Origin of the sequence: Amycolatopsis rubida (assembly GCF_900115345.1) — a bacterium.
Lineage (GTDB): Bacteria > Actinomycetota > Actinomycetes > Mycobacteriales > Pseudonocardiaceae > Amycolatopsis > Amycolatopsis rubida.
The window spans coordinates 104,922-131,226 of record NZ_FOWC01000018.1; the positions used below are offsets into that span (position 1 = coordinate 104,922).

Sequence of the window (26,305 nt, forward strand, 5' to 3'; positions counted from 1 at the left end):
GCCGGGATGCTGGAGGTGCCGCGAGAACAGGCGCTGGCGTACCGGATCGCCGAGCAGGGACTGCACCGCTCTGTCGCCGATCCGCACGACCTGCCGCTGCTGGACCTCGGACTGCAGGACAGCATGCGTGACACCGCCCTGCTCTCGCTGGCGGCGCGGATGCCGGATCCGGTCACCCCGGAGTCCCTTGTGGACGACCAGCGGCTCGCACTGGTGTGGTCGCATCGCGGGGCACCGCACTTCCACCGGCGCGCGGATTTGCCGGAGCTGGCAGCCGCCTTGATACCGATCGACGATCCGGACGCGCTGGCGCGGATGTTGTGGCAGAAGAAGGACATCCAAGCGGCTGACGAGTCCCCTGTGGACATTGTGTTCACCACCGCGCGGGCGATCCGCAAGGTGGTCACCAAGCCGATGACCAAGGGCATGGTGAGCGGAGAAATCACGAAGCTGCTGCCGCCCTCGTTCAGCCGGTGGTGCCGCGGCTGCAACGCCACTCATGTGCACGAGCAGCTCATGCGTATCGCTTCGCTCCACGGCGGGACGCGGCTCGAAGCCGGGCAGAGTCCCGCGACACTCGCGCCGCTGGAGGGTCGCGGACGGATGTCCACCCGTCCGGTTCCGGCGGCGGTTTCGCGGGTGCTTGAGCAGTACTTGCGCTTCAACGGACCCGCGACCTCGGGTGACGCGGCTGGTTTTGCCGGCACGGCTAGGACGTGCGTAACCGAGACTTGGCCTTCCGCGGTCACCGAGGTCAAGGTGGACAGCCGACGGGCCTTCATCCCGGATGATCGGTTGGCCGCGTTGGAGAACCCGCCCTCGCCTGCCGGAGTACGTCTGTTGCCGCCGCTCGATCCGTACACGCAGGGCCGCGACAAGGCCGTCCTCGTTCCGGACAAAGCGCGGGCGAAAGAGGTGTGGAAAATTCTCGGCAGCCCTGGCGCGTTATTAGTCGACGGCGAAATTCTGGGCACTTGGCGTATGAAGGCTTCCGGCAAACGGCTGGCTTTCACGCTGGCCGAATTCGATCCGCTCCGCCGCTCGGACCGCGCGGCGGCCGAGGACGAGGCAGGCCGTGCCGCGTCCGCGCGGGGCTACCAGGACTTTTCCGTGACCTGGGCTTGACCGGCGGGCTAGAGTTCGGACGTGCTGAAATGGCTGCTCGACTCAGACCCGACGCTGCGCTGGCAGGTCGAACGGGACTTAGCGGACGCGCCGCCCGAGGTCTGGACGGCCACCCGGCACCAGATCGCGACCGAGGGCTTCGGCGCGCAACTCCTCGCCCGGCAGGACCCGGACCGACAATGGGCGGGCGGCGCTTTCTTCCCCGCGCGATTCGAGCCCGGCCCCGATAGCGGACAGCCGTGGACGGCCACCACCTGGTCGCTCAATATGCTGCGCGAATGGGGCATGGATCCGGCGGTGCTGCGCGCTAACCGAACTGCCGAATTGATCGCCGAGAATTCCCGATGGGAATACGACAATCTGCCGTACTGGGACGGCGAGGTCGACGTCTGCATCAATGCCTGGACGCTCGCGAACGGCGGCTGGCTCGGCGTCGACGTCTCCCGCCTCGCCCATTGGTTCCCCGAGCACCAGTTGGCCGACGGCGGCTGGAACTGCGAATGGGTCGACGGGTCGAAGCGCTCGTCCTTCCACTCGACGCTGAACGCGATGAAGGGTTTGCTCGCCTACGACATCGCGACCGGCGGCACCGACGAGACGCACGCCGCCCGCCGCGCCGGTGAGGAGTATCTGCTGGAGCGTCGTCTGCTCTACCGGCTTTCGACCGGCGAGCAGGTGGCGTCCTGGGTCGACCACTTCGCGTACCCCGTGCGGTGGCACTACAGCGCGATCAACGCCCTCGAATATTTCCGCGAAGCCGCCATCGTGGACGACATTCCGCCTGACCCGCGTCTCGCCGATGCCGTGGAACGGGTTCGCGCCGCCCGACAGCCGGACGGAACCTGGTTGCAGGACGGCCGATCGCGCGGCGACATGTGGTTCGAGGTCGACGTCCCGGCCGGGGAGCCTTCGAAGTGGCTGACGCTGTACGGCACCCGAATTCTGTCCTGGTGGGACTCGGCACAGTCCTAACGGGACCGTGCGACGCGAAAGCCGACGTCGTCCACCCGGAACGTCGGGTGACTCCGGCGACGCACCGACACCCGGACGCTCCAGTGCTCGTCCGCCCAGCCGCCGCCCTTGAGCACCCGGTACTCGCCGTAGACCGCCGGGTCGTAGAGATCCCAGCACCAGTCCCAGGTGTTGCCAAGCAAATCATAAGCGCCCCAGGCATTCGGACGCTTCTCGCCGGGCGGATGCAGCCGACCTCCGGAGTTCCCTTCGTACCAGGCGATCTCGTCCAGGTCTCCGTACCTCGGGCCCTCGGTGCCCGCTCGGCAGGCGTGCTCCCATTCGGCTTCACCAGGCAACCGGTAGCCGGGTGCCGACCGATCCCATTCCACTTCGCCGCCTTCAAGCCGATACGCCGGTGCCAGTCCGTCCCGTTCGGACAGTGTGTTGCAGAACCGCACCGCGTCCAACCAGGACACTTCGACGGCAGGCAGACCATCGCCGCCGTTGTATTGCTCCTGGGTGACCGGGAACGCACCAAGCTCGAACGCGGGCACGTCGACTGTCCAGCTACGTTCTGTCCGCCGGTCGGTGAGCCGCACCCTTCCCGGCGGAATCGGGACCATCCGCACCGTGCCGAGGCTAGCCGATCAACGCGGGGGTGTCGCCGGGATTCACCGCCAGCCGATAACCGCGCTTGACCACTGTCTGCACCACACCGGTACCGCCGAGGGACGTCCGCAACCGGCCGATCGCCGTCTCCACCGCGTGCCCCTCGCCGCCGGACGGAAGCTCGACGGACAACTCCCGTCGCGCGACCACCCGGCCGGGCTCCCGTGCGAGGGCGCGCAGAAGCGCCATCGGGGCTGGAGCGATCTCGCGCCATTCGCCGTCGACCAGCGCGCCAGTGCCACGGATCTGCAACACATGACCGGCGGCGTACAACGTCGGCGAAGCAGTGGCCAACGCGTCCGCGACGGTTCTCGCCAGCGCACCGATCCGCGACCGTCTCGGTTGGACAGTCGGGATGCCCAGCGAGGCGAGCGGCGCGGCTGTGATCGGACCCACACACGCCACGACCACGCGGCTGCTCAACACCTCGATCAGCGCACCGAGACGACCGGTCCGCCGCGCCATTGCGACAGTGGACGCGGCAGCGGGCGCGCTCGTGAACGGCAACGCGTCGATTGTTCCTTCCAGGACCGCGTCCAACAGCCGGTCGAGCGGTCCCGGATCTGCCGGAGCCACCCATCGATACACCGGGATCTCGATCACCTCAGCGCCGGCCTGCCGAAGAGCGTGCGCGAAGTACGGCAGCGGCTCACCGTGCAACTGCAGCGCAATCCGTCGTCCGTCTATTCCGGACTGCGTTAGGTACTGCAACAGCTCCGCGCTGCTTTCCGACGCGGGCGAGTAGTCCTCTGCCAACCCGGCCGCCCGCACCGCCCCAGCTGCCTTCGGACCCCGAGTCAGCAGCGAAGCGTTCGACAGATGATCGAGCACCTTCTCGCCGAGACCCCAGCCCTCCGCAGCCTCAATCCAACCGCGAAAGCCGATCCCGGTCGTCGCCACCACCATGTCCACCGGCGACTCCAGCAACCGCATCGTCGCCGCGTGCAGTTCAGTGTCGTCGGCCAGCGGCACGATCCGGATCGCCGGTCCATACCGGACGGCAGCACCCTGGCGCACCAGCAGCGCGCCCAATTCCTCAGCCCGGCGCGCTGCCGTGATTCCCACCGTGAACCCGGCCAGTGGCCGGACGTCCGTCACGGCGATCCCACCTCGATCACCCCGTCCCGTAAGCGAACCGGATACACCGGGACCGAAACCCCTTCCGCGTCGAGACACGCGCCGCTGCGGAGCGAGAACCGTTCTTTGTAGACCGGCGACGCGACCACCGGCTCTCCCCCGGCGTCGCCGACGATACCGCGAGAAAGCACGGCCGCGCCGCTGCACGGGTCCCAATTGGACAGTGCGTACCAACCGTCGCCGGTGTGGAACACCGCGACCTGCCGGTCGTCGATCAACGCCGCGGCTCCGGAGAACGCCCGGATCTCCGCGGCCGCGCACACCGCGGTCCAGGATGAGGTCATGGTCATCGCCGCACCTCCGGAACTCCCAGCAGCACCGGAATCTTCTGCTCCCGTTCCGCGCGGAACGAGATCGACGGGTCCGGCGTCCCCGGCGCGTTCACGAACGAGCTGAACCGCGCCAGCTTGTCCGGATCCTCCAGTACCCCTCGCCATTCGTCGGTGTAACCCTCGATGTGTTTCGCCATCGCCGCGTCCAAGTCCTCGCAGATGCCGAGGCTGTCGTCCACGATCACCGCACGCAGATGGCCAAGCCCGCCGTCGAGTTCCTCGATCCACGGTGCCGTGCGCTGCAACCGATCCGCCGTGCGCACGTAGAACATCAGGAACCGGTCAATCGTGCGGACCAGGGTTTCGGTGTCCACGTCAGACACCAGCAGTTCCGCGTGCCGTGGTGTCGCTCCGCCATTGCCGCCGACGTAGAGATTCCATCCGTGCTCGGTCGCGATCACACCGAAGTCCTTGCCGCGCGCTTCAGCACATTCACGCGCGCATCCGGACACCCCGGCCTTGATCTTGTGCGGTGACCGCAGGCCGCGATACCGCAACTCCAGATCGATCGCCAACCCCACGCTGTCCTGGACGCCATAGCGGCACCAAGTCGAGCCGACACAGGATTTAACCGTCCGCAACGACTTTCCGTACGCGTGCCCGGACTCGAAGCCCGCGTCGACCAGCCGTCGCCAGATGTCTGGCAGCTGGTCCACAGTGGCCCCGAACAGGTCGATCCGCTGTCCGCCGGTGATCTTCGTATACAGCCTGAAATCCTGCGCGACCTGTGCGATCACCATCAGCTTCTCCGGGGTGATCTCGCCGCCGGGAATCCGCGGCACCACCGAATAGCTGCCGTTGCGCTGTATGTTCGCCAGGAACCGGTCATTCGTGTCCTGCAGCGCCGCCTGCTCGCCGCCGAGGATGTGCCCGTTGCCCAGCGTCGCCAGGATCGACGCCACCGCGGGCTTGCACACCGCGCAACCCGTTCCGGTGCCGTACCGGCTCACTATCTCGCTAAACGTCGCCATCCGCGTCGCACGGATGATCTCGAACAGTTCCGCACGGGACTGCGCGAAGTGCTCGCACAACGCCTTCGACTGCTCGACCCCGCACGCGTTCAGCAGCTTCGCCAGCATCGGCACGCACGAGCCACACGACGTTCCCGCCCGCGTGCACGCCTTCAGCTTCGCAACCGAATCGCGGCCGTCCTCGGTGATCGCCCGGGTCAGCGCGCCCTTGGAAACCCCGTTGCACGAACAGACCTGCGCCTCGTCCGGCAACGCGTCCACGCCGACCGCCGCACCGCCGCCGGCCGGGGCGAGCAACGCGCCCGGGTCGGCGGGCAGCGGACGGCCGACCAACGCCCGCAGCGTGTTGTACTCCGCCGCGTCGCCGACCAGGACCCCGCCGAGCAACGTCCGGCCATCGCCGGTCACCACAAGCTTCTTGTACGTCCCGGCCACGGCGTCGTTCACCGCGACTTCCAGCGCTCCTTCGGTGGCCGCGTGCGCGTCGCCGAAACTCGCGACGTCCACGCCCATCAGCTTCAGCTTCGTCGCGGTGTCCGGTTCGGGGAAGCTCGCCGTCGTGCCGGTGAGTTGCGCCGCGACCACCTCCGCCATCGCGTACCCGGGCGCGACGATGCCGTACACCCGGCCCTCGACCGCCGCGCACTCGCCGATCGCGTAGACCGCCGAGTCGCTGGTCCGGCACGTCGCGTCGACCAGCACGCCACCGCGCTCGCCAACGTCCAAACCGGACTCCCGGGCCAAGTCGTCCCGAGGACGGATACCGGCGGAGAAGACCACCAGGTCGACGTCCAGCTCCGTAGCGTTGCCCAGCCGAGCCAGCAACCGCGATCCGTCCGCCTTGATCGCGTCCGTCGAGGTTCCGGTGTGGACGGTCACGTCGAGGTTCGTAATCAGCCGCCGCAACAGACCGCCGCCGCCATCGTCGACCTGCAACGGCATCAACCGCGGTGCCATCTCCACCACGTGCGGCGACAGTCCCATGTCCCGCAACGCCTTCGCCGCCTCCAGGCCGAGAAGGCCGCCGCCGATCACCATCGCGGCACGACGTCCGCGACCCTGCCGTTCAGCCGCGGCTCGAATCGCGTCGAGGTCTTCGATCGTCCGGTACACGAACACGCCCGGCAGATCCCGCCCCGGCACCGGCGGCACGAACGGACGCGAACCGGTCGCCAGCACCAGCGAGTCGTATGGCTCAACATGTCCGGAAGCCGTTGTCACCGTCCTGGCTTCGCGATCCACTGACACCACAACTTCGCCAAGGCGAAGATCGACCGTGTCGTCGTCCGCGTAGTCCGATCCCGGCAACGCCAACGCGGCCGGATCCCAGCTGTCCACATAGGAAGTCAGCGCTACCCGGTCGTAAGCGGGACGGCTCTCCTCGCCGAAGACGACAACCCGCCACTCGCCCGCCGCGTCTGCCGCGCGAAGCGCCTCCACGAACCGGTGCGCGACCATGCCGTGCCCGGCGACCACCACTGTAGGCATTTCAGACCTCCGCTCCCGCCAACGCCACCTGTGCGCGCACCACAGGCTTGCGCAGGTAGCCGAACCACGTCACGCCCACGCACACCGCGTAGAAGACCAGGAATCCGACGAACGCCGGAACGCCGCTGTGCGCGGCGGCGAACGACTGCCGGAACGCGAGGTTGATGAACAACCCGCCCAGCGCACCGACCGCACCGGCCAATCCGATCAACGCGCCGGACAGCCGCCGCGCGTTGCGCAATTCGGTCGCCTCGTCCGCTCCGGCCTGGATGGCGGCCCGCGCCTTTACCTGGAAGATCGCCGGGATCATCTTGTATGTCGATCCGTTGCCGATTCCGGTGAGCACGAACAAAACGATGAACGCGGCGGTAAAGGTCGCCAGCGAGTCAGCCGAGGACGCCAGCACCAGCACCACGGTCGCCAACGCCATCGCACCGAACGTCGCGAAGGTGACCCGGCCGCCGCCGATGCGGTCCGACAGCCATCCGCCGATCGGCCGGGACAGTGAACCCAGCAGCGGGCCGAGGAACGTCACCGCGGCCGCCTGCAACGGCGTCCGGCCGAACTGGTTCTGCAGCACCAAACCGAAGGCGAAGCTGTAGCCGATGAAGGAACCGAACGTGCCGACGTACAGCAGCGACATCACCCAGGTGTGTCCATAACGGACTACCTCGCGCATGGCCTTGGTGTCGCCGCGAACGCTGGCCAAGTTGTCCATGAACAACGCGGCACACGTCGCGGCGATGACGATCAGCGGGAGGTAGAGGTAGAGAACCAGTCGTGGCGCGGTCGCCCCCACGGTGCCGATGACGAGAAGCCCGACGAGCTGAATTACCGCAACGCCAAGGTTTCCGCCGCCGGCGTTCAACCCGAGTGCCCAGCCCTTGTGCCGTTCTGGATAAAAGGTGTTGATGTTCGTCATCGACGACGCGAAGTTGCCGCCGCCGACCCCGCCGAGCGCGGCCATCAGCACGAACGTGCCCAGCGAGGTACCCGGGTGCAGCACGATGGCGGTCAGCACCGCCGGAATGAGCAGCAGCACGGCGCTGCTGACTGTCCAATTGCGACCGCCGAAGCGCGCGACCGCGAAGGTGTACGGGATCCGCATGATCGCCCCGACCACCGTCGGGGTGGAGACGAGCAGGAATTTGTCCGCCGCGCTGAACCCGTAGGCCGGGCCCATGAACAGCACCACCACCGACCACAAGGTCCAGATCGAGAAGCCGATGTGCTCGGAAAACACGGAAAACCACAGATTGCGCCGGGCGACGCGCTTGCCGGTCGTTTCCCAGAACTCGTCGTCCTCGGGATCCCAGTGCTCGATCCAACGGCGGGTCATGGCGTCCTCCTCGTTACCGGGGGCGGTCATTGCGCGGCCAGCCAGTCCGCGACCGCGCCGACCGTCTCGCGGCAGCTTCCGCATCCTGTGGTGGCACGGGTGGTGCGGGCGAGTGCGGCAACGTCGGTGGCGCCACCCCGCCAGGCTTCGATCAGCCGGCCTTTGGTCACCGCGTTGCAGCGGCAGATCACTGTGGACGAAGGAAGATCCGCCGGGCTCGCGGCCGTTGGCGCATCCGCGGGCAGTGCACGGCCGAGCAGCACCGCGAGGCGGTCTTCGGGTACCGGCGTGCCTCGGTCGTGCAGCTGCGTCACGGTCGCCGCCGCGTCCGGCAGGCCGAGCAGGATCGCACCGGTCACACGGTCGCCGCGGACGACGAGCTTGCCGTACCTGCCGCCGGACGGATCATCGAAGGTCATTACCTCGGCGGCGTCATCCGCGCTGGTCACCTGCGTTTCGCCGAGCGCGGCGAGGTCGATGCCGCGGGCTTTGAGCCGGGTTACCGTGCGGGTGCCGCGGTAGCGCGCCGTGGCGTCCGAGCCGGTGAGCAGGTCCGCGAGCACCGCTGCCTGTTCCCACGCGGGCTGCACCAATCCCGGTGGCGCGCCAGGGTGGCGAGCGCAGTCGCCCAACGCGTGGATGCGGCCGTCGCTGGTCCGGAGCAGATCGTCCACCAGGATGCCGCGGTCCACCGCGAGCCCGGCGGCTTCGGCGAGCGACGTCTCCGGCCGCACCCCGGCCGCGACCACCACGAGGTCTGCGGGAACGAAGCTGCCGTCGTCGAGTTTGAGACCGTCTCCGGGGAGGTGCCGGGCGGCGGTCACCTCGAATCGGAACGTGACGCCCAGCTCCGCCAACCGGCGCGCCAGCACTCGGCCCGCACCGGAATCCAGTTGCCGTTCCAGGACATGCGGCCGCGGATGCACCACTGTCACGTTCGTTCCGCGACCTGCCAGCCCGCGCGCGGCCTCCAAACCGAGCAATCCACCGCCGAGTACCGCGACCGGCGCGCCCGGACGTGCGGCGTCCACGATGCGCGCGCAGTCGTCCAGCGTTCGGAACGCCACGACCTCCGGTCCGAGTTCGAGTCCTTCGACCGGCGGCAGCCAAGGCGCGGCTCCGGTCGCGAGGACGACTGCGTCGTAAGGAAAATCCTCGGTTTCAGTGCGGACGACCCGGCGCGCCGGGTCGATCAGCGTCACCCGCGTTCCGAGCTGCAAATCGACCCGCGTCCGCCCGGCCCACTCGGAATCGTGCAACCGCACCGTGTCCGGACTCATCCCGCCGGCGACCACAGTGGACAGCAGCACCCGGTTGTAGGCCGGATGCGGCTCTGCGCCGAGCACGCTCAGCCCTACCCGGTCGCCTTCCGGATCACGCCGCCGGATCTCGTCCGCGAGCCGTGCCCCGGCCATCCCGTATCCGATGATGACGACGTTCCGCGCGCTCATGCTTCGGCCCTCGCCAACGACACCGCGCACACCTTGAACTCCGGCATCCGGCTCACCGGGTCGAGCACCGGGTTGGTCACCAGATTCGCCCGCGCCGCACCGGGAAAGTGGAACGGCAGGAAGACCAGGTCCGCCCGCATCGACGGCACACACCGCACCCGCGCGACAGTTTCCCCGCGCCGCGACCGCACCACCGCGCGATCGCCGTCGGCCAGTCCGGACCGCGCCGCGGTATCCGGATGAACCTCGACGAACACCTCCGGCACGACCGCCGTCAACTCCGCGATCCGGCGGGTCTGGGCACCGGATTGGTAGTGCTGCAGCACTCGACCGGTGGTGGCCTGCAACGGAAACACTTCATCCGGCAGTTCGGCGGGTCCACTGTGGTCAACCTCCGCGAACCGTGCTCGGCCGTCCGGATGCGCGAATCCGTCGAGAAACATTCGCGGCGTGCCGGGGTGTGTTTCGGCCGGAACCGGCCAGTGCAACGCTTCTCCGGACCGCAGCCGTTGGTAAGTCACCCCGGAGTAGTCGGCGGCTCCGCCCTTCGACGCGGCACGCAGCTCCTCGAAGACCTCCACCGCGTCGTCCGGGAACCTCTCCGCAGGCTGTCCCATGCGGACTGCGAGATCCCGCAACAGCGACAGATCGCTGCGCACTCCCTCCGGTGGCTCAATGGAGCGTTGCCGCAAGAGGACTCGACCTTCGAGGTTGGTCAACGTGCCTTCCTCCTCAGCCCACTGCGGCACCGGAAAGACCACGTCGGCCAGCTCCGCGGTTTCGGACCGGACAAAGTCCGCCACCACGAGAAGATCCAGGCCGGACAACCGGTCCTGCACCAGGGACGAGCGCGGGGCCGACACCACCGGATTGCTTCCGAACACCAGCAGGGCCTTGATCGAATCGCCCAGCGCGTCGAGCAGCTCGACCGCCGAACGTCCCGGTCCTGGCAAGCTTTCCGCCGGCACGCCCCAGACCTTGGCGACGTGCGCACGTGCCGCCGGATCGTCGATCTTGCGATAGCCCGGCAGTTGATCCGCTTTCTGCCCGTGCTCGCGTCCGCCCTGACCGTTTCCTTGCCCAGTAAGGCAGCCGAAGCCAGCTCCGGCACGACCGGGCAAGCCCAGCGCGAGAGCGAGATTGATCCACCCGCCGACCGTGGCGGTGCCGGAGGCGTGTTGTTCCGTCCCGCGTCCAGTAAGCACATACGCGTTGTCCGACCGAGCCAGCATTTCCGCCGCCTGCCGCTGAGCTGCGGCCGAGACTCCGGTCACCCGCTCGACCCGTTCCGGCCACCAGGTCGCGGCGATGCGCCACATTTCGTCGAATCCGCGCGTCCGGAGATCCACATAGGACTTGTCCAGGTGTCCTTCGGCGACGACCGCGTGCAGAATTCCCAACGCCAGTGCGAGATCCGTGCCCGGCGCTGGCGCGAGGTGCAGCGCGGCGCGCTCGGCTGTCGGTGTGCGGCGCGGGTCGACGACGATCAGTTCCGCGCTCTCCAGATGCTGCATGAACGGGGGCATCGTCTCGGCCGGGTTCGCCCCGGCGAGCAGGACGACGTCCGCATTCGCAAGATCAGTTACCGGGAACGGAAGTCCGCGGTCTACGCCGAACGCGCGCATCCCGGCCGCGGCGGCGGCGGACATGCAAAATCGGCCGTTGTAGTCGATTTGCGCCGTTCCGAGCGCGACCCGGGCGAATTTCCCGAGCAGGTAAGCCTTTTCGTTCGTGAGTCCGCCGCCGCCGAACACCGCGACCGAGTCCGCGCCATGTTCGCGACGCGCGGCCAGCACTCGGCCCGCGACGAAATCCACTGCCTCGTCCCAGGAAACCGGCTGCAGCTCGCCGTCTCGGCGGAGCAGCGGCGAGGTCAGGCGTGCGCCGGATTCGAGCAGGGTGCCGGCGGTCCAGCCTTTCTGGCACAGGCCGCCCGCGTTGACCGGGAAGTTCCGTGGGGTGACCCGGGTCTCGTCCAGGCGCATCCCGCACTGCAAGGCGCAGTACGGGCAATGTGTGTCGACGTGCGGCACAGGCGCTCCTCGGGTCGGCGATGACCCGACGGTAAGGACGCCGTGTTACCTGAACATGCCCGAATGTTTCGGGGAGTTGACATTGCCCGCCGTCATGGCGGAGGCGCGCAGTGAGTCAGAGGATCGCGCTGACCTCACGGGCCGCTGCGCGCAGGCCGTCCAATGCGGCATTGGTGGACCTGGGATCGAGTGCGTGCGAGGCGAGGCGGAAGAGGATGGCGCGCAGCAGGAGCTGGGGCCATTCGGGGAGGTGGGCCCAGCGTTCCAGGAGGGCTCCGGTCGCCCCGCCCCAGATCAGGGAGTCGACTGCGGCGATCGCCGCGCCCCATTCGCCTGGGCGGTAGTACGGGACGAAATCGACCACGCCGGGGGCTTCGTCGCCGTCGAAGAGCAGGCCGGCCAGGAGTTCCCCGTGGGCGACCTGGTGCGGGAGTTTGACCGGGCGGCGGGCCGGAGCGAGGATTTCGAACCAGCGGCCGCCTTTTTCCTCGGCGAGGGGGCGGTCTTGTTCTTCCCACGCGATTCGGTCGGCTGTCGCGTCGATGTCGTCGCGTGCGGAGAGGAAGTCCGGCCGGGGGAGGTCCGCTGTTGCCCGGTGCAGGCGTACCGCCGCGAGAACCGCGTCGTCGCAGCGGTGCTCGGCGGTGCCGGCGAGGTAGCGCCAGGCTGACCAGTCTCCGACGATCCAGCGGCCGTCTCGCGAGCGGACTGGCTTGGCGATGCGGAGGCCCGGGTCCTCGGCGAAATCCAGCGCGCGGGCGGTCCACAGGGCTTGGGAGCGGTCGGTGACGCGTTTGAAGACCACGTCTCCGGCGTACCAGGTTTCGGAGTCCGGGAGGAGGGTGATGGCGTCGGCGTCGCTGCCGAACGCGTTGCAGACGCGTTCGGAGGGACGTTCGAGGGTTGACCGCACAAAGCGGGAGGTTACCCCGGGTCTGGGCGGGTTATGGGGGAGACTCGCTGGTCGCGGGGCGGCTCGTCGCCTGGCGGCGGCATTGCGCCCCGCTGGGTGCGGTGGGGCACCCCGAAGCTTGATTGTGCTGACGATCTGAGGGTGCGAGTGGGGCTAGCAGCGGTGATTGGTCGTGAGGGGAACCCTGCGGGAATCAGAGCCGGTGCGGGTGGCCCTCACGTACGCGAAAAGCCGTGAAGGGCTCCTTCAGGGAGTCTGTGTCCCTCAAGGAGCCCTTCACGGCCGGGCAGTGCTCAGTAAGTCGGCAGGCTTGGGTCGATCTGCCGTGCCCAGGCCAGGACTCCGCCGCCCAGGTGGGTAGCGTCCTTGAAGCCTGCTGCGTGCAACGCCGCCAGCGCCTCGGCCGAGCGGGCACCGGACTTGCAGTGCAGGACGATCGGCTTGTCCTGCGGCAACTCCGCCAATGCCTCGCCGGACAGGATGCGGTCCTTCGGGATCAGCGTGGCGCCCTTGATGTTGACGATCTCGTACTCGTGCGGCTCGCGGACGTCGATCAGGGCGAAGTTCTCGCCCGCGTCGAACTTGGCCTTCAGTTCCGCGGGAGTCAGCGTGCTGCCCGAGGCGGCCGAGGCGGCTTCGTCCGACACGACGCCGCAGAAGGCTTCGTAGTCGATCAGTTCGGTGATCTTCGGGGTCTCCGGATCCTTGCGGATCTTGACCTCGCGGTACTTCATCTCCAGCGCGTCATAGGAGATCAACCGCCCGAGCAGGGGCTCGCCGATGCCGGTGATGAGCTTGATCGCCTCGGTCACCATGATCGAGCCGATCGACGCGCACAGCACGCCCAGTACGCCGCCTTCGGAGCAGGACGGGACCATGCCGGGGGGCGGCGGCTCGGGGTAGAGATCCCGGTAGTTGAGACCCTTGCCGTTCGGGGCGTCTTCCCAGAAGACGCTCACCTGGCCTTCGAACCGGAAGATCGAACCCCACACGTACGGCTTGCCCGCCAGCACCGCCGCGTCGTTGACCAGGTAGCGCGTGGCGAAGTTGTCCGTGCCGTCGAGGATCAGGTCGTACTGGCCGAAGATCTCCAGCGCGTTCGCCGATTCCAGACGCTCCGTGTGCAGGTACACCTTGACCAGCGGGTTGATCTCGGCGATCGACTCCTGTGCCGACGCGGCCTTGAGCTTGCCGAGGTCGGACTGGCCGTGGATCACCTGGCGCTGCAGGTTGGATTCGTCGACGACGTCGAAGTCGATGATGCCGAGCGTGCCCACGCCGGCCGCCGCCAAGTACAGCAGCGCCGGGCTTCCCAGGCCGCCCGCACCGATGACCAGGACCTTCGCGTTCTTCAACCGCTTCTGCCCGACCACCCCGACGTCCGGGATGATCAGGTGACGGCTGTACCGGGCCACCTCTTCCTTGGTGAGCTCGGCTGCCGGCTCGACGAGCGGCGGCAGTGCCGTGTCTGACATCGGGTCCTCCATACTCGCGCGGGTCGCGTAGTCGATCCCAGTATGGTCAACGCCCGCCCGCAAGGGACACTTCCCTGCTCTCAGATGGTGGGACGTTGTTACTGGCCCGGCGGAGTCGGGTTCGGCCACGCGTTCGGCTTGCACACGCGGTGGTCCGCGGCGACCTTGCCCTTGTCGCCGCCGGGGATGTTGTTGAGCATCGCGACGTAGTCGTCGGCGACGCCGAACGACTGCTGCATCATCACCGGCGCGGGCTGGTCGTTTCCTGGGCAGCCCACGTGATTGTTGCCCAGCGCGTGCCCGACCTCGTGGTTGATGGCGTACTGCCGGTACCCCGTCATGTCCGGGCCGTAGACCTTCGCGCCGCGCACCCAGCGCGACAAGTTGATCAGCACCCGGCCCATGCTGCGCCGGTAGCAGGAGGCCTCGAATTTGATCTGGAACCCGCACGCGTCCGGCCGGTGCGTGGTGTCCGGCGTGGTGAGGCTCACCCGGAAACTCGGATTCGGATAGCTCGAATCGACCCGCTGCAGCCGGATCTCGCCGTTCCAGGTCCAGCTGCGCGGATCGGACAAAATGCCCTGCACCGCGGTGCCGAAGCTGTCTTCGCCGGCGTAGCTGGCCGGATCGATGCCGTCCTCGACCTCGACGGTGTAGGTGTAGAGCTTCCCGCTCTTGCCCACGACGTCGCTGGACCCCGGCACGACGTGCCAGGTGCCCTTGCCCGTCTGCGTGAAGGGGCCGCCGGTGGGCAGGTCGGCGGTGGGCACGTTGAGGTTCACCGGCTGCGCGGGGTTCTCCGGGATGCCGCCGCTGCCGTCGATCGCGCCCGAGGACGTGTCGCCGGGCGCGACCTCGCCGCCGCTGCCGGCGTCGGACGGGCCGGACGCGGTGTTGACCGCGACCAGCACGGTGATCACGGCCAGGATCGGCAGCGCGTACACGCGCCAGCCATAGGTCTTCACGAACCGGCCGAATGGCGACTGGTTCTTCTTCGGCGCCGGACGCTTCTCCTCGCCGTCCTTGGGCTTCCAGGCGGCGGCGAGCGGCTCGGCGCTGGTGCGGCGTCCGCCCGGCCGGTACCGGTCCTCGCCCACGCGCTGGGCGGGCTTGCGCCCGGGCCGGTACTGGCCGACGCGCGGAGAGCCGTCCTCCGCATCGCCGGATCCGGAGGACGCTGAACGCCGGGCCGACCCGGCGGCCGGGCCCCGCCGGTCCTTCGCTCGCGCGTCCTGCTTCAGCCGGTCCACCGGCCCAGGGTGCCACACGGCGGCGACGTTCCCGGCAGCGACTGGCGGGCTTCCCGGCGATCCGCGGTCCCCCGTCCGGGCTACCAGGAGCCCTTGTCCGCGCCCTCCCACAGACCCAGCACGGCCTTGGCGACCACCTGCGGACGTTCCATCTGCGCAACGTGTCCGGTGCGCGGGAGGACCAGCATCCGGGCGTGCGGAATCGCCTGCGCGGTCCGCGGCGCGCGCTTGACCGAGATCACCCGGTCGTGGAGCCCCCAGACGACCAGCGCCGGGGCCTGGACCTGTTTGGCGACCGACCACAGCGACGCGGCGCCGAGCGCGGTCCAGCGCCGGAAGATGCCGAACGTGCTGCGCTCCATCGCGGCCAGCGCCCACGGGAACCCGGCGCGGGCGGCGTGCTCCTCGACCAGTTCGTCCAGCCGGACGTCCGGGAAGCGCGACGGATCGTGAAAGCACAGCTTGATGACCTGCGCGGCGCGTTCGCGGGCGGTCATCCCGGCCATCCGGCGGCGCACTCTCGCCCCGACCACCGGAAGGTAGGCCAGCGCCATCAGCGGATCGGACAGCCGGCGCGGGTCCGGGCGGCGGTCCGGCATCGCCGGGGAAATCAGGGTGAGAGTTCTCACCAGCTCCGGCCGCCGCGCCGCGACCAGCAGCGAGATCGCGCCGCCCATCGAGTTGCCGAGCAGATGCACCGGCTTGCCGAGCCGCTCCAGCCTGCCCGCGATGACCGCGGCGTGGTCGTCGAGGCTGTAGGCGAATCCTTCCGCGGGCTCCGAATAGCCGAATCCGGGCAGGTCAACGGCCTGTCCGGAAGCGGTCGGGGCGAGCAGCGCGGCGAGGTCGGTCCAGTTCGTGGACGATCCGCCGAGGCCGTGCACGTACACCGCGGGCGTGTCGTCCGGGCCCGGCGTGTGCCGGATGTGCAGGCCGTCTTCGACCGTGCCCGGCCAGGCTGGCAGCGCCCCGTCGAGCGGCGGAAGGGGCGTAGTCGACAATGGCACCTGGGTCACCGGCGGGCGGACCGCCGCCGCGGTGCAGGGGCGGGAGGTCGTGGTCGTCACCAGTCCAGGATGCCTGACCCTTGGCATTTCGGGCGTACCCACGAGTAATGTCAGGTTCACTTCACGCGGTGGTGAACCCGCCCGGCGAAGGCTGCGGACGGAGGAAGAATGACGGAGATGGCGCGACTGCAACGAGGCGTCCGGTTGCCAAGGACCGAGCGCCGGGCCCAGTTGCTGACGGCCGCGCAGCGCGTCTTCGCCGAGCACGGTTACCACGCGGCGGCGATGGACGAGATCGCCGAGGAGGCCGGGGTCAGCAAACCGGTCCTCTACCAGCACTTCCCCGGCAAGCTCGACCTGTACATCGCGCTGCTGGAAAGCCACGTCGACGACCTCGTCGGCCGCGTGCAGGGCGCGCTGAACTCGACCTCCGACAACCGCCAGCGCGTCCCGGCCACGGTCGGCGCGTTCTTCGACTTCGTGAACAACGACGCCGGTGCGTTCCGCATGGTCTTCGAGTCCGATCTCCGCGGCGAGCCCGCCGTGCAGGAGGCGGTGGACCGCGCGACCTCGGCCAGCGTCGAGGCCATCACCGAGACGATCACCTCCGACGCCGGGCTGGACGAGGAGAAGGCCCGTCTGCTGGCGGTCGGCCTGGTCGGGATGAGCCAGGTCAGCGCGCGCTACTGGCTGCAGCACAACCAGTCGATGAGCCGCGAGGACGCGGTGGCGCTCACCGCGAACCTCGCGTGGCGCGGCATCGGCGGCGGTTTTCCGCTCAAGGACAACTGACCCCGTGCGCGTGGTCGCGGTGCCGGGCACGTTGTGCAGCCCGCGGATCTACGCACCGCTGGCGGCCGCGCTGCCCGACGGGCTGGACGCGGTCGACTGGATGACCGCACCGGGCCCGTGGCGGATCGAGGACATCGCGGCGCGAGTCGCCGACCGGATCGGCCAGCACGGCGGCCCGGTCACCCTCGTCGGGCACTCCACCGGCGGCTGCGTCGCGGCGATGGTCGCGGCCACCCGGCCGGACCTGGTGTCCGCACTGCTGCTCGCGAACACCGGCGCACACATGCGCGGCCATGGCGACGTCGACCGAATCCTCGCCACGATCGCCGCCGAATGGGGTCCCGACCTGCACGCGGCCGTCCTTGACCGGTCCTTCGCCACCCCGTTGCCACCGGATCTGCGCGCCGCACTGCTCGGCTACGCCGCCCGCGTCCCAGCCGAAGCCGCGCTGGAGGTCCTGACGAGCCAACGGGATCTGGACCTCACGCCACGGCTGGCGGCGATCCGCTGCCCGGTCACGGTGCTGCACGGAATCCACGACCGCGCCCGCACGCTCGCGGACGCCCAGCACCTCGTCGATCACCTGCCCGGCAGCGAACTCGTCACCGTCGAGACCGGGCACTCGCCGATCTGGGAAGACGTCCCGGCCACCGTCGCCGCGCTCGGACGGCTTCGCTAGCTCATTCGCGCGGTTTTCGCTGGCGTGGCACCGATCTCGCCGCTCCCGGAAGTTCGACCAGCAGTTGCTCGACGTGGACGCTGTCCGGTGGCGCGCGGTGCGGATCGGTCAGCCAGGTCTCCGATTTTCCTCGCCGGGACGGTGGTTCGCCGTCCGGCAGCAAGGCGGCGTAGCAACCGTAGTCGATGGCGAACCCGTCGTAGCGCGTTCCCGGCCGCTTTCGGTTGACGATGCCGCGCCGCACCAGGTGCACGAGCCGGGCGTCGTGCAGATCGCGCATGGTCCCGTCGTGTGCGCCGCTGGCGTGATCGAGCAGGAAAGCACGCGAGCGGCGTCGGCCCACAACCTCGTCCACCAGCCAGCGAAGCGTCGTCAAGGCCGGTTCGTTCCCGGCGATCGCGGCGTATTTGTCGCGCAGATACCAATCTTGCGCGGCCTGCCGGACGTGCCGGATCCCGATCGTCGCCGTATTCGCGTGCTGCGCGGCCAACGCGGCGATGTTGATCGCGTCGCGGGGCACGCCCTCGGCCGCGCGCACGAGTTCGGGAAACGCTGTGCGGCTGAACGCCGTCGCCACGAATTCCGCGGCGTCGTCGGTCACCGGCATCCGCGGTCGTACGTGATTGAGGAAGAGCTCAGCGAAAAACTGTCTCGACTGGATTCCGCCGTGGTCGAACAGGAGCACGTCGTCGAAGCTGACCGCGGAGGCCGCGTCCGCACCGACCTCGATGCCGACGTAATCGCCGTCGCAGCCCGGTTCGCGGAACCGGGACCGGCGTTCGATCGCCGCGATCTTGACCGTCGTCCCGCGCGTCGGCAGCACGCTCCGACGCAGCAGGTCCGCCAGCAACGGTTGCAGGTCAAGGGGAATCGAACTCCACTCGTCCAGCAGCAGCCACAGCCGGGCCGGCGCCAACGCGGCCGTGACCCGCGCCAGCGCCCGGCTGAGCGGCCCGAAAATGACCTGATGATGCTCGGTTCCGGTGCGCCGCAAGCGATCCGAAGCCGTCACCGAGCGCCGATCGCGGCCCGACATCGTCACCTGACCACGCGGACCGTCCGGTCCCCAGGACGCCGACGCCCCGGCGCTGGTCGCCTGCTCCGCGGACCCTCCGACGGTCGTCTCCCGCTCCACGTTGCCGACGACCTCGACCGTCGTCGCCGCCTCGGTCAGCTCGTCGAGGCCCTGCAGCAAGCCTCCTTGATCGGACACCCGCGTCTCGATCGCCGTGGTCAGCAGCTGTTCGTGCACCGCTTCCAGCGTGTCGACCAGCAGCTGAGTGCCCCGGAGCGACACCGGCAGCTGCTGATTCGCGTAGAGACCGCTGGTGGAGCCGATCGTGCGCAAATCCAGGTACACAGCGACGTCGTGGGTCTCTTCGACCAGATCGGCCAGGTACAGCAAGGCGTGCGTTTTCCCGGTGCCGCGGCGGCCGTAAAGGATCTGGTGGTCGGCGGAATGCAGCATCGCCGAAAACGACCCGGCCACCACGAAGGTTTTGGCCAGCGTGTGCCGGTCCACGCTCTCCGCTCGCCGGGAAATCGCCATCAGGCTCCGGTTGACGTGCGCGCTCAGCGGCTGCCCCATACCTGTCCTGTCTGTCGGCGACATCCCAGCCACCCAGCGTGACAGCGCCGGGCAGCCGGGAACAGCCGACAGTCAGGTACCAAGGAGACAGGGGCGAACGCGCACGGTTACCGGGGTGCTGGGTGTGTGAGTGTTTGTCCCGGTTAGAACAGGGACAAACACTCACGACACCCGCAGCAACGCCCCGATCCGGTTCGCGACCTCGCCCGCCCGCTCCTGCGGCAACATGTGCCCCGCACCGGGAAACCGGACGAACTCCGCGTCCGGCAGCTCGTCCGCGATCACTTTCGCGTGCGCCAGCGGGCAAAGCCGGTCCCGCTCCCCCGCCAGCACCACGGACGGGGTACCGCGCAAGGTCGCCAGCGCGACGCGGCGGTCGTGCGTCGAAATCGCGTCCTGGAACGCGCCGAGACTCGCCGGATGCGCGCACAACAGCTGATCCGTGACCAGCCGAAGGTCCGCGCGGCGCGGGTGCTCGCCGAAAACGAGGAACCGCGCACCCGAACGCACCATCGCCGGGCTCAACGGCAGCCGCTCGCCCTTGCGGTGCGACAACGCTTTCGCCAGCCTGCGCTCGAACCGCGCGGAGAACTGGCCCGCCATTCCGGGCAGCCCCAACGTGATCCGGTCCATCTGCCCCGAGGACGTCGCCACGAACGCCGCGCCGACCACCCGGTCTCCGACCAGTTCCGGATGCCGTTCGGCCAGCGCCATCATGGTCATGCCGCCCATCGAATGCCCGGCGAGCACCAGCGGACCCGACGGCACGCGCGCGGCGATCAGCTCGGCCAGATCGTCGGCCAGCCGCGGAATCGTCCCGGTTTCCCTGGTCGCGGGCGCGGAACCGCCGTGGCCGCGCAGGTCGTAGCGCAGTGTCCGGACGCCAGGGCCGAGGTGGTCCATGACGCCGTCCCACGTGCGGTGGTCCTGCGTCCAGCCGTGCACCAGAACCAGCGTCACCGCGGCGTCGGCCGGGCCGTTCAGTTCGACGTGCAGCGCGCAGCCGTCGCTGGTCACGAAACGGTGTTCACGAGCCGGATCGCGCAGCCGCTCGACGGTCGTCATTTCGCCTCCGCGGGAAAAAGCACGTCGGCGGTGGTCATTTCGCCTCCGCGGGAAAAAGTACGTCGGCGGTGGTCATTTGCCCTCCGGCAACAGGAAAGACTTGCGCCAGAACGGTTTCCCCGGCAACCCGACCAGGCCGGACTCCTGGAGGAACGGCATGATCTTCTCCCCGGCCCACGCGATCGTCGCGCGCCAGTGCGGATTGTTCAGCGCCGTCTCGACGCCCTCGCGCGGCCGGATCCCGACCGCCTTGTAGACGTTCGGGTTGATGAACGCCCGCGTCACGAAGTACGAGATCAGCGCGATGCTGAACTGCTGGTAGGCAACCTCCGCGCGGCCGAGTTTCGCCATCCCACGGGTGACCTCCTCGCGGGCGAAGGTGACGTGCCGCGCCTCCTCCAGCACGTGGATCCGGTTCACCATCCGGACCAGCGGCTGGATCTCCTCGTCGTTCATCTGCTCGCGCTGCAGCCGGTCGAGCACCTCCTCGGCGACCAGGATCGCGCCGTAGCGCGCCGGGCCGTAGGAAATGGTCGGCATCAGCTTCGCGAACTGCCGCAGCACCGGCACCGGACCGTAGGTCGGGCAGCCGATCCGCGCGGACATCCGGGCGAACATCGTGGAGTGCCTGCACTCGTCGGCGATCTCGGTGAGCGCGAACTGCGCGTGCGCCGTCGTCGGATCCTGTTCGTAGACCTCCTTGAGCAGCATCTGCATCAGAAGGATCTCGAACCACAGCCCGGTGGTCGCGATGCTGGCCATCTCGTGCTTGCCCAGCTCGATCCGCTGCTCCGGACTCAGCCGGTCCCACAGCGGAGTGCCGTAGAGCGACGAGCGCTCCGGCAGGATGTACCGCTTGCCCTCGACCAAAGGCGCGTCCCAGTCGATGTCGACGTCCGGGTCGTAGAACTTGTTCGCCGCCGACTTCAGCAACCGCTGTGCCGTTGCCTCCCGGTCGGTCACCTTGAGCGTCCGCGTCATCATCAGCCCCTTCCAGCGCCTGACTCGCCGTTGAATCGAGAAGCCGCGTCCCGCCTGCTCCACAGAACATGTAACCCGTGGTAACAGTTACCTCTGGTAGCATGACCGCCGTGATCGAACGTGTCAAGCGCTCCAGCAAGCAGTCCGGCAAGCAGGCAGCGGACACCGAAACGAGCACCGGGGACGCGCGCCGCGATCGCTGGCGCAAGCACCGCATCGCCCGTCGCGCGGAGTTCGTCGAAGCGGCTCTGCGCGCGCTCGACGCGCACGGTCCAGACCTCGGCATGGAGGACGTCGCTGCCGAAGCGGGCGTCACGAAACCCGTGCTGTACCGGCATTTCGAGGACAAGGCCGACCTGTACGTCGCACTCGGCCAGCGCGGCACGGAGATCCTTTTCGAACGGCTGATCCCGGCGATCAACGCCGAACTCGCGCCGGTGCCGCGGATCCGGATGGCACTGGACGCGTTCTTCGGCGTCATCGAAGAACACCCGAACCTGTACCGCTTGCTGGCACACGGCGGGCTGCCGGGCAAAACCACCGATTCGGACGTCGTCGCGGAGGACAAGGAGGTCATCGCCACCGCGCTGACCGCGCTCCTCGGCGACTACATGCGGATGTTCAACATGGACTCCGGCGCGGCCGAACCGTGGGCGCACGGGATCGTCGGCATGGTCCAGAGCACCGGCGAATGGTGGCTGGACCGGCGCTCGATGGGCCGCGATTCGGTGGTCGAGTACCTCACCCAGATCATCTGGGCGGCGATCGACGGGCTCACCCGCCAGCAAGGCGTGGTGATCGACCCGAACCTGCCGCTCGAGGAGAACAAGGTCGTCCAGCTCGGACGGACCGAAGAAGACACCAACAGCGACGCAGGCTGACGAGAGGACCCCGGATGAGTGACGAAGACGGCTACACGGGCGCGGCGACGCTGGTCGTCGACGGCGCGGAAATCGCCGCGGACGTCGATCTGCGCGGCTATTTCCAGCCGATCGACGGTTACTACCACTGGTACGGCCGCGTCGCCGCGGACCCGAAGCTGGCCGAAGCGGTCGGCGGGCGCAAGAAGGCGTGCGAGGTGCGGGTCGGCGAGCACACCGCCGAGGGCGAGCTGTCCGATCCGGACCCGTGGGGCCGCTACCGGCTCACCGGAACGTCCACGCCGCCGTTCTCGGTCCCGAAAACCCTGGCCGAGGTCGAAGAAGCCACTGCCTGACCGGACCCCGGAAAGCTGTGAAGGGCCCCTTGAAGGAATCTGATTCCTTCAAGGGGCCCTTCACGGACTTTGCAGCTCGGCCGGATCAGTCGCCGACGCCGAACCCGACCTTGCGGACGTCGGACGGGGCGATCTCGACGTACGCGATGCGGTCGGACGGGACCAGGTACTTGCGGCCCTTCTCGTCGTTGAGGCGGAAGAGCCCGTCACCGGCCGTCAGCGCCTCGGCGACCAGTTTCTCCACCTCTTCGGGAGTCTGGCCACTGGACACCACCAGCTCGCGCGGCGTGTCCTTGATGCCGATCTTGACCTCCACGTGGGACCTCCGCTGGAAACTCGTTGTGACTACGCCCGGCAAGGCTAACCGAAGCGGGCCGACGCGGTGGCGTGCGACCAGAAGGTGACTCGCGACCACTCGCTCAGCCCAGCCCCAGCGCCTGCATGCGCTTGGTGTGCCCTTGCTGCAACCGGCGGAACAACGCGCCGATTCCCGCGAGATCGCCGGACCCGGCGACGATCAGTTCGGCCAGGCCGTCGCGTTCGGCCACCACGTACTGCGCCTGGGTGAGCGCCTCGCCGAGCAGCCGGCGGCCCCACAGCGCGAGCTTGTCGCGGGCCTTCGGATCGGCTTTGATCCCGGCCGCGACTTCGCGTTCGGCGAACGCCGAATGCCCGGTGTCGGCGAGCACGGTCAGCACCAGGTCCTTGGTCTCCGGGTCGAGCCAGTTGGCGATCTCGCGGTACAGATCGGCCGCGAGCCCGTCCCCGACATATGCCTTGACCAGCGATTCCAGCCACGACTTCGGCCGGGTGGAGCCGTGCCAGGCGTCCACCTGCGACACGAACGGAGCCATCGCGTCCTCGACCGCGACGCCGTTCGCGGCCAGGTGCTTCGAGAGCAGATCGAGGTGCCCGATCTCAGCGGACGCCATCGAGGCGAGCGCGGCGCGGCCGGCGAGCGTCGGCGCGCTGCGGGCGTCCTCGGCCATCCGGTCGAACGCGGACAGCTCCAGGTAGGCGATCACGCCGAGCAGGTCGACGACGCCTTCGCTGATCGCGGATGAAGAGGAGGCGGGCGCTGCGGTCTCTGCTGGCCTGGCTTCGGCGGGGTCGGTCACGGCGACGAGGGTATCGCCGAACCGCAGGCCCGCGCCGTGAAGAGACCGATCCCACGCCGCGCGGCCGCTCCCGGTATTCCCCGGAAAACACCTGACCAGGTACAGTGGGGTCGGATAAACAGAAGCTTCGCCGCGCCGGACCGCCTTTTTTCGAGGGACCCAGGAGCGGCGGGAACCAGGCGAACGGCCGGTGCCACCAGGGCGGCCGGGGTTCGCCGCAAGTGTGCGTGCACGCCTCCCAGCGGCATTCCCGGGAGGGCGGCTCCGGCGCCACAGGCCTCCGCAGACGAGGTCGCGGCGTGAGTCAGGCCCCCGGTCGAGTGTCGAGTGACAACCGGCCTGTGCGCGCTGGTCACGAGAGAGGCGATCACCCTGACCGCAGAACAGTCCACAACCGAACAGACCGAAATCGTGCAGGCCACCGCCGCCGTCGCTCTTGAGCACAGCGAAAACGGACCGGCCGCGCTGGACACGTCGCACCCGCTTCAGGCCGGTGCCCCGGTGACCGAAGAGGCGCCGACGTTCGAGTCCTTCGGTGTGAAGCCGGAAATCGTCAAAGCGCTCGCCGAAGCGGGCATCGAGCACACGTTCGCCATCCAGGCGCTCACCCTGCCGCTGGCCATGGCCGGCGACGACCTCATCGGTCAGGCCCGCACCGGCATGGGCAAGACGCTCGGCTTCGGCGTCCCGCTGCTGCACCGCGTGCAGGTGCCCGGCGACGGCACCCCGCAGGTGCTGGTCGTGGTGCCCACGCGCGAGCTGTGCATCCAGGTCGCGAACGACCTGAAGGGCGCCGGGAAGCACCTCGGCATCCGCACGCTGGCGATCTACGGCGGGCGGCCGTACGAGCCGCAGATCGAGGCGCTGCGCAAGGGCGTCGACGTCGTCATCGGCACGCCGGGCCGTCTCCTCGACCTGGCCGAGCAGCAGCACCTGGTGCTGGGCAAGATCCGCGGGCTCGTCCTCGACGAGGCCGACGAGATGCTGGACCTCGGCTTCCTGCCGGACATCGAGCGGATCCTGCGGATGGTGCCGGACGAGCGGCAGACGATGCTGTTCTCCGCGACGATGCCGGGCCCGATCATCACGCTCGCGCGGACGTTCCTGAACCAGCCCACGCACATCCGCGCCGAGGAGAACGACGCGGGCGCGATCCACGAGCGCACGGCGCAGTTCGTCTACCGGGCGCACTCGATGGACAAGACGGAGCTGATCGCGCGGGCGCTGCAGGCCGAGGACCGCGGGCTCACGATGATCTTCAGCCGCACCAAGCGCACCGCCCAGAAGATCGCCGACGACCTGGTGGAACGCGGTTTTGCCGCGGCCGCGGTGCACGGCGACCTCGGTCAGGGCGCGCGTGAGCAGGCGCTGCGCGCGTTCCGCTCGGGCAAGGTCGACGTCCTGGTAGCCACGGACGTCGCGGCGCGCGGCATCGACATCGACGACGTCACGCACGTGATCAACTACCAGTGCCCGGAGGACGAGAAGACCTACGTGCACCGCATCGGCCGCACCGGCCGCGCGGGCCGCACGGGTGTCGCGGTCACTCTCGTCGACTGGGACGAGGAACCGCGCTGGAAGCTGATCTCGGACACGCTGAACCTCGACCTGGCGGAGCCGGTGGAGACGTACTCGTCGTCCCCGCACCTGTACAGCGACCTGGGCATTCCGGAGGGCACGAAGGGCCGCCTGCCGCTGTCGAAGCGCACGCGAGCCGGCCTGTCCGCCGAGAAGGAAGAGGACCTGGGCGGCAAACGCCGCGGCCGCCGCGGTTCTTCCGGGCCTTCCTCGCCTCCTTCGGAAGAGGAAGCCCCGCGCAAGCGCAACCGCGCCCCGCGCAAGCGGACCCGCGGCGGTGCCCGCTCCGAAGCCGCTGACGCCGGTTCGGCTGCCGCGGACCAGCAGGAAGACCGCCCCCGGACCCGCCGCCGCACCCGCTCGGGAGCCGACGCGACCGGCCCGGCGACCTCCGCAGGCAACGCCACCCCCGCGACGACGTCCGACTCCGGAGAGACCGGAGACCGCCCGGCACGCCGCCGCCGTCGCCGCCGCCCGTCCGCATCTGATACACCTGCGTCGGCAGACTGAGCGACACACCGGGAGTCAGTTACGTGAACGACCACGGGAACGGCACCGACGAAACGCCCCCCGAACCCGGATCGAACGTAGCGGGCACTCCCGCGAATCCCGACGAACGCCCCCGGCCGGATATTCCGGCCGGGGAGCGTGTCTCGGACGAGGGTGCTGCGGGGGTTGAACCGCGCGAGTCACCTTCCGCTGACCGGCGCACGGTCCCGCCGTCCGCGGACTCCACTGCAGCGGCCCTTGGCTCTGCCGGAACCACTCCGGGCCCGCAGGCCGCAGATTCGGCCGCGCCAGCCGACGAAGAATCTTCCGCCGAGCACCACCGGCCCACCTCTGCCGGAACTGCTCCGGACTCGCAGACCGCAGACCCCGCCGCGCCAGCCGACGAAGAATCTTCCGCCGAGCACCACCGGCCCACCTCCTCCGACTCCGCCGGAACCGCTCCGGGCCCGGAGGCCGCAGACTCCGTCGCGCCAGCCGACGAAGAATCTCCCGCCGAGCACCACCGGCCCACCACCTCCGACTCCGCCCGAACCACTCCGGACCCACAGACCGCAGACCCCGTCGCGCCAGCCGCCGAAGAAGGTTCCGAGCCCCGCAGAGCCTCCGCGGGATCGACCGCAGCAGCCCTCGGCTC

At 69.0% G+C, this 26,305-nt stretch carries 23 protein-coding genes; 7 read left to right on the forward strand and 16 right to left on the reverse strand.

All coding sequences use genetic code 11. The features are described from left to right. Positions 1–6 precede the first annotated feature (6 nt). Together BM362_RS40345 and BM362_RS40350 are read left to right on the forward strand one after the other, a co-directional pair. A complete protein-coding gene (locus BM362_RS40345) occupies positions 7–1,125 on the forward strand; it encodes a winged helix DNA-binding domain-containing protein (RefSeq protein WP_093576720.1) in 1,119 nt (372 codons plus the stop codon). Positions 1,126–1,146: 21 nt separating this feature from the next. Then, on the forward strand, positions 1,147–2,097 hold the full coding sequence (locus BM362_RS40350) for a squalene cyclase (RefSeq protein ID WP_093576721.1): 951 nt from the start codon (positions 1,147–1,149) through the stop codon (positions 2,095–2,097). Here the strand turns inward: BM362_RS40350 and BM362_RS40355 are convergent. The 11 genes from BM362_RS40355 to BM362_RS40405 all read right to left on the reverse strand — a co-directional run bounded on the left by BM362_RS40355 (position 2,094) and on the right by BM362_RS40405 (position 16,231). Further along, positions 2,094–2,708, reverse strand: coding sequence for a formylglycine-generating enzyme family protein (locus BM362_RS40355; RefSeq protein ID WP_208865478.1), 615 nt, complete (start codon positions 2,706–2,708; stop codon positions 2,094–2,096). The genes BM362_RS40350 and BM362_RS40355 overlap by 4 nt on opposite strands. 10 nt (positions 2,709–2,718) lie before the next feature. After that, a complete protein-coding gene (locus BM362_RS40360; RefSeq protein WP_093576723.1) occupies positions 2,719–3,846 on the reverse strand; it encodes a uroporphyrinogen-III synthase in 1,128 nt (375 codons plus the stop codon). Then, positions 3,843–4,175 carry a nitrite reductase small subunit NirD gene (nirD, locus tag BM362_RS40365; RefSeq protein WP_425285766.1) on the reverse strand — a complete coding sequence of 111 codons (333 nt, stop codon included), beginning with the start codon at positions 4,173–4,175 and terminating at the stop codon, positions 3,843–3,845. Before nirD ends, BM362_RS40360 begins: the two co-directional genes overlap by 4 nt. Then, positions 4,172–6,676, reverse strand: coding sequence for a nitrite reductase large subunit NirB (gene nirB, locus BM362_RS40370; RefSeq protein ID WP_093576725.1), 2,505 nt, complete (start codon positions 6,674–6,676; stop codon positions 4,172–4,174). Before nirB ends, nirD begins: the two co-directional genes overlap by 4 nt. Before the next feature lies 1 nt (position 6,677). After that, positions 6,678–8,015 (reverse strand): nitrate/nitrite transporter, encoded by a 1,338-nt coding sequence (locus tag BM362_RS40375; protein ID WP_244287440.1) that lies wholly within the window; start codon positions 8,013–8,015, stop codon positions 6,678–6,680. Between the two features lie 26 nt (positions 8,016–8,041). Further along, positions 8,042–9,466: an FAD-dependent oxidoreductase gene (locus tag BM362_RS40380; RefSeq protein WP_093576727.1), complete on the reverse strand. Its 1,425-nt coding sequence runs from the start codon at positions 9,464–9,466 to the stop codon at positions 8,042–8,044. Further along, positions 9,463–11,499, reverse strand: a complete 2,037-nt coding sequence (locus tag BM362_RS40385) for a molybdopterin oxidoreductase family protein (protein ID WP_093576728.1) — start codon at positions 11,497–11,499, stop codon at positions 9,463–9,465. Before BM362_RS40385 ends, BM362_RS40380 begins: the two co-directional genes overlap by 4 nt. A 115-nt stretch (positions 11,500–11,614) precedes the next feature. Continuing rightward, positions 11,615–12,412: a TIGR02569 family protein gene (locus tag BM362_RS40390; protein ID WP_093576729.1), complete on the reverse strand. Its 798-nt coding sequence runs from the start codon at positions 12,410–12,412 to the stop codon at positions 11,615–11,617. Between the two features lie 293 nt (positions 12,413–12,705). Continuing rightward, entirely contained in the window at positions 12,706–13,887 is a 1,182-nt protein-coding gene (gene moeZ / locus BM362_RS40395; protein WP_067585875.1) for an adenylyltransferase/sulfurtransferase MoeZ, read from the reverse strand. A 98-nt stretch (positions 13,888–13,985) separates the two neighbouring features. Then, on the reverse strand, positions 13,986–15,137 hold the full coding sequence (locus tag BM362_RS40400) for a DUF3152 domain-containing protein (protein ID WP_093576730.1): 1,152 nt from the start codon (positions 15,135–15,137) through the stop codon (positions 13,986–13,988). 80 nt (positions 15,138–15,217) lie between these two features. Beyond that, a complete protein-coding gene (locus tag BM362_RS40405; RefSeq protein ID WP_208865479.1) occupies positions 15,218–16,231 on the reverse strand; it encodes an alpha/beta fold hydrolase in 1,014 nt (337 codons plus the stop codon). A gap of 81 nt (positions 16,232–16,312) precedes the next feature. On the opposite strand from BM362_RS40405, the gene BM362_RS40410 reads away from it, so the two are divergent. Next, a complete protein-coding gene (locus BM362_RS40410; RefSeq protein ID WP_067585865.1) occupies positions 16,313–16,936 on the forward strand; it encodes a TetR/AcrR family transcriptional regulator in 624 nt (207 codons plus the stop codon). 4 nt (positions 16,937–16,940) lie between these two features. Beyond that, positions 16,941–17,615: an alpha/beta fold hydrolase gene (locus BM362_RS40415; protein WP_232791773.1), complete on the forward strand. Its 675-nt coding sequence runs from the start codon at positions 16,941–16,943 to the stop codon at positions 17,613–17,615. A gap of 1 nt (position 17,616) precedes the next feature. On the opposite strand, the gene BM362_RS40420 is transcribed toward BM362_RS40415, so the two are convergent. From BM362_RS40420 to BM362_RS40430, 3 genes are all read right to left on the reverse strand, one after another. Next, the gene (locus tag BM362_RS40420) at positions 17,617–19,203 is read right to left on the reverse strand and encodes a P-loop NTPase family protein (RefSeq protein ID WP_208865480.1); all 1,587 of its coding nucleotides are present in this window, start codon (positions 19,201–19,203) and stop codon (positions 17,617–17,619) included. A 162-nt stretch (positions 19,204–19,365) separates the two neighbouring features. Next, positions 19,366–20,268, reverse strand: a complete 903-nt coding sequence (locus BM362_RS40425; RefSeq protein WP_067585859.1) for an alpha/beta fold hydrolase — start codon at positions 20,266–20,268, stop codon at positions 19,366–19,368. A gap of 72 nt (positions 20,269–20,340) precedes the next feature. Further along, on the reverse strand, positions 20,341–21,249 hold the full coding sequence (locus BM362_RS40430) for an AurF N-oxygenase family protein (protein ID WP_067586114.1): 909 nt from the start codon (positions 21,247–21,249) through the stop codon (positions 20,341–20,343). Positions 21,250–21,350: 101 nt separating this feature from the next. On the opposite strand from BM362_RS40430, the gene BM362_RS40435 reads away from it, so the two are divergent. Both BM362_RS40435 and BM362_RS40440 read left to right on the forward strand, forming a co-directional pair. After that, positions 21,351–22,130, forward strand: coding sequence for a TetR/AcrR family transcriptional regulator (locus BM362_RS40435; RefSeq protein ID WP_067585856.1), 780 nt, complete (start codon positions 21,351–21,353; stop codon positions 22,128–22,130). A gap of 14 nt (positions 22,131–22,144) precedes the next feature. Continuing rightward, on the forward strand, positions 22,145–22,465 hold the full coding sequence (locus tag BM362_RS40440) for a DUF4873 domain-containing protein (RefSeq protein WP_093576733.1): 321 nt from the start codon (positions 22,145–22,147) through the stop codon (positions 22,463–22,465). 85 nt (positions 22,466–22,550) lie between these two features. On the opposite strand, the gene BM362_RS40445 is transcribed toward BM362_RS40440, so the two are convergent. Both BM362_RS40445 and BM362_RS40450 read right to left on the reverse strand, forming a co-directional pair. Next, complete coding sequence (locus BM362_RS40445) at positions 22,551–22,781, reverse strand: DUF3107 domain-containing protein (RefSeq protein ID WP_009072973.1); 231 nt, start codon at positions 22,779–22,781, stop codon at positions 22,551–22,553. 103 nt (positions 22,782–22,884) lie between these two features. Further along, positions 22,885–23,520 carry a ferritin-like fold-containing protein gene (locus tag BM362_RS40450; protein WP_093576757.1) on the reverse strand — a complete coding sequence of 212 codons (636 nt, stop codon included), beginning with the start codon at positions 23,518–23,520 and terminating at the stop codon, positions 22,885–22,887. Positions 23,521–23,910: 390 nt separating this feature from the next. On the opposite strand from BM362_RS40450, the gene BM362_RS40455 reads away from it, so the two are divergent. Continuing rightward, complete coding sequence (locus tag BM362_RS40455) at positions 23,911–25,671, forward strand: DEAD/DEAH box helicase (protein ID WP_093576734.1); 1,761 nt, start codon at positions 23,911–23,913, stop codon at positions 25,669–25,671. Positions 25,672–26,305: the final 634 nt, after the last annotated feature.

Coding starts and splice junctions, on each gene's coding strand:
- BM362_RS40345 (WP_093576720.1), top strand. CDS start 7: ATGCTGGAGGTGCCGCGAGAACAGGCGCTGGCGTACCGGATCGCCGAG.
- nirD (WP_425285766.1), bottom strand. CDS start 4,175: ATGACCATGACCTCATCCTGGACCGCGGTGTGCGCGGCCGCGGAGATC.
- nirB (WP_093576725.1), bottom strand. CDS start 6,676: ATGCCTACAGTGGTGGTCGCCGGGCACGGCATGGTCGCGCACCGGTTC.
- BM362_RS40375 (WP_244287440.1), bottom strand. CDS start 8,015: ATGACCCGCCGTTGGATCGAGCACTGGGATCCCGAGGACGACGAGTTC.
- BM362_RS40380 (WP_093576727.1), bottom strand. CDS start 9,466: ATGAGCGCGCGGAACGTCGTCATCATCGGATACGGGATGGCCGGGGCA.
- moeZ (WP_067585875.1), bottom strand. CDS start 13,887: ATGTCAGACACGGCACTGCCGCCGCTCGTCGAGCCGGCAGCCGAGCTC.
- BM362_RS40405 (WP_208865479.1), bottom strand. CDS start 16,231: ATGCCAAGGGTCAGGCATCCTGGACTGGTGACGACCACGACCTCCCGC.
- BM362_RS40410 (WP_067585865.1), top strand. CDS start 16,313: ATGACGGAGATGGCGCGACTGCAACGAGGCGTCCGGTTGCCAAGGACC.
- BM362_RS40420 (WP_208865480.1), bottom strand. CDS start 19,203: ATGGGGCAGCCGCTGAGCGCGCACGTCAACCGGAGCCTGATGGCGATT.
- BM362_RS40425 (WP_067585859.1), bottom strand. CDS start 20,268: ATGACGACCGTCGAGCGGCTGCGCGATCCGGCTCGTGAACACCGTTTC.
- BM362_RS40430 (WP_067586114.1), bottom strand. CDS start 21,249: ATGACGCGGACGCTCAAGGTGACCGACCGGGAGGCAACGGCACAGCGG.
- BM362_RS40435 (WP_067585856.1), top strand. CDS start 21,351: ATGACCGCCGTGATCGAACGTGTCAAGCGCTCCAGCAAGCAGTCCGGC.
- BM362_RS40440 (WP_093576733.1), top strand. CDS start 22,145: ATGAGTGACGAAGACGGCTACACGGGCGCGGCGACGCTGGTCGTCGAC.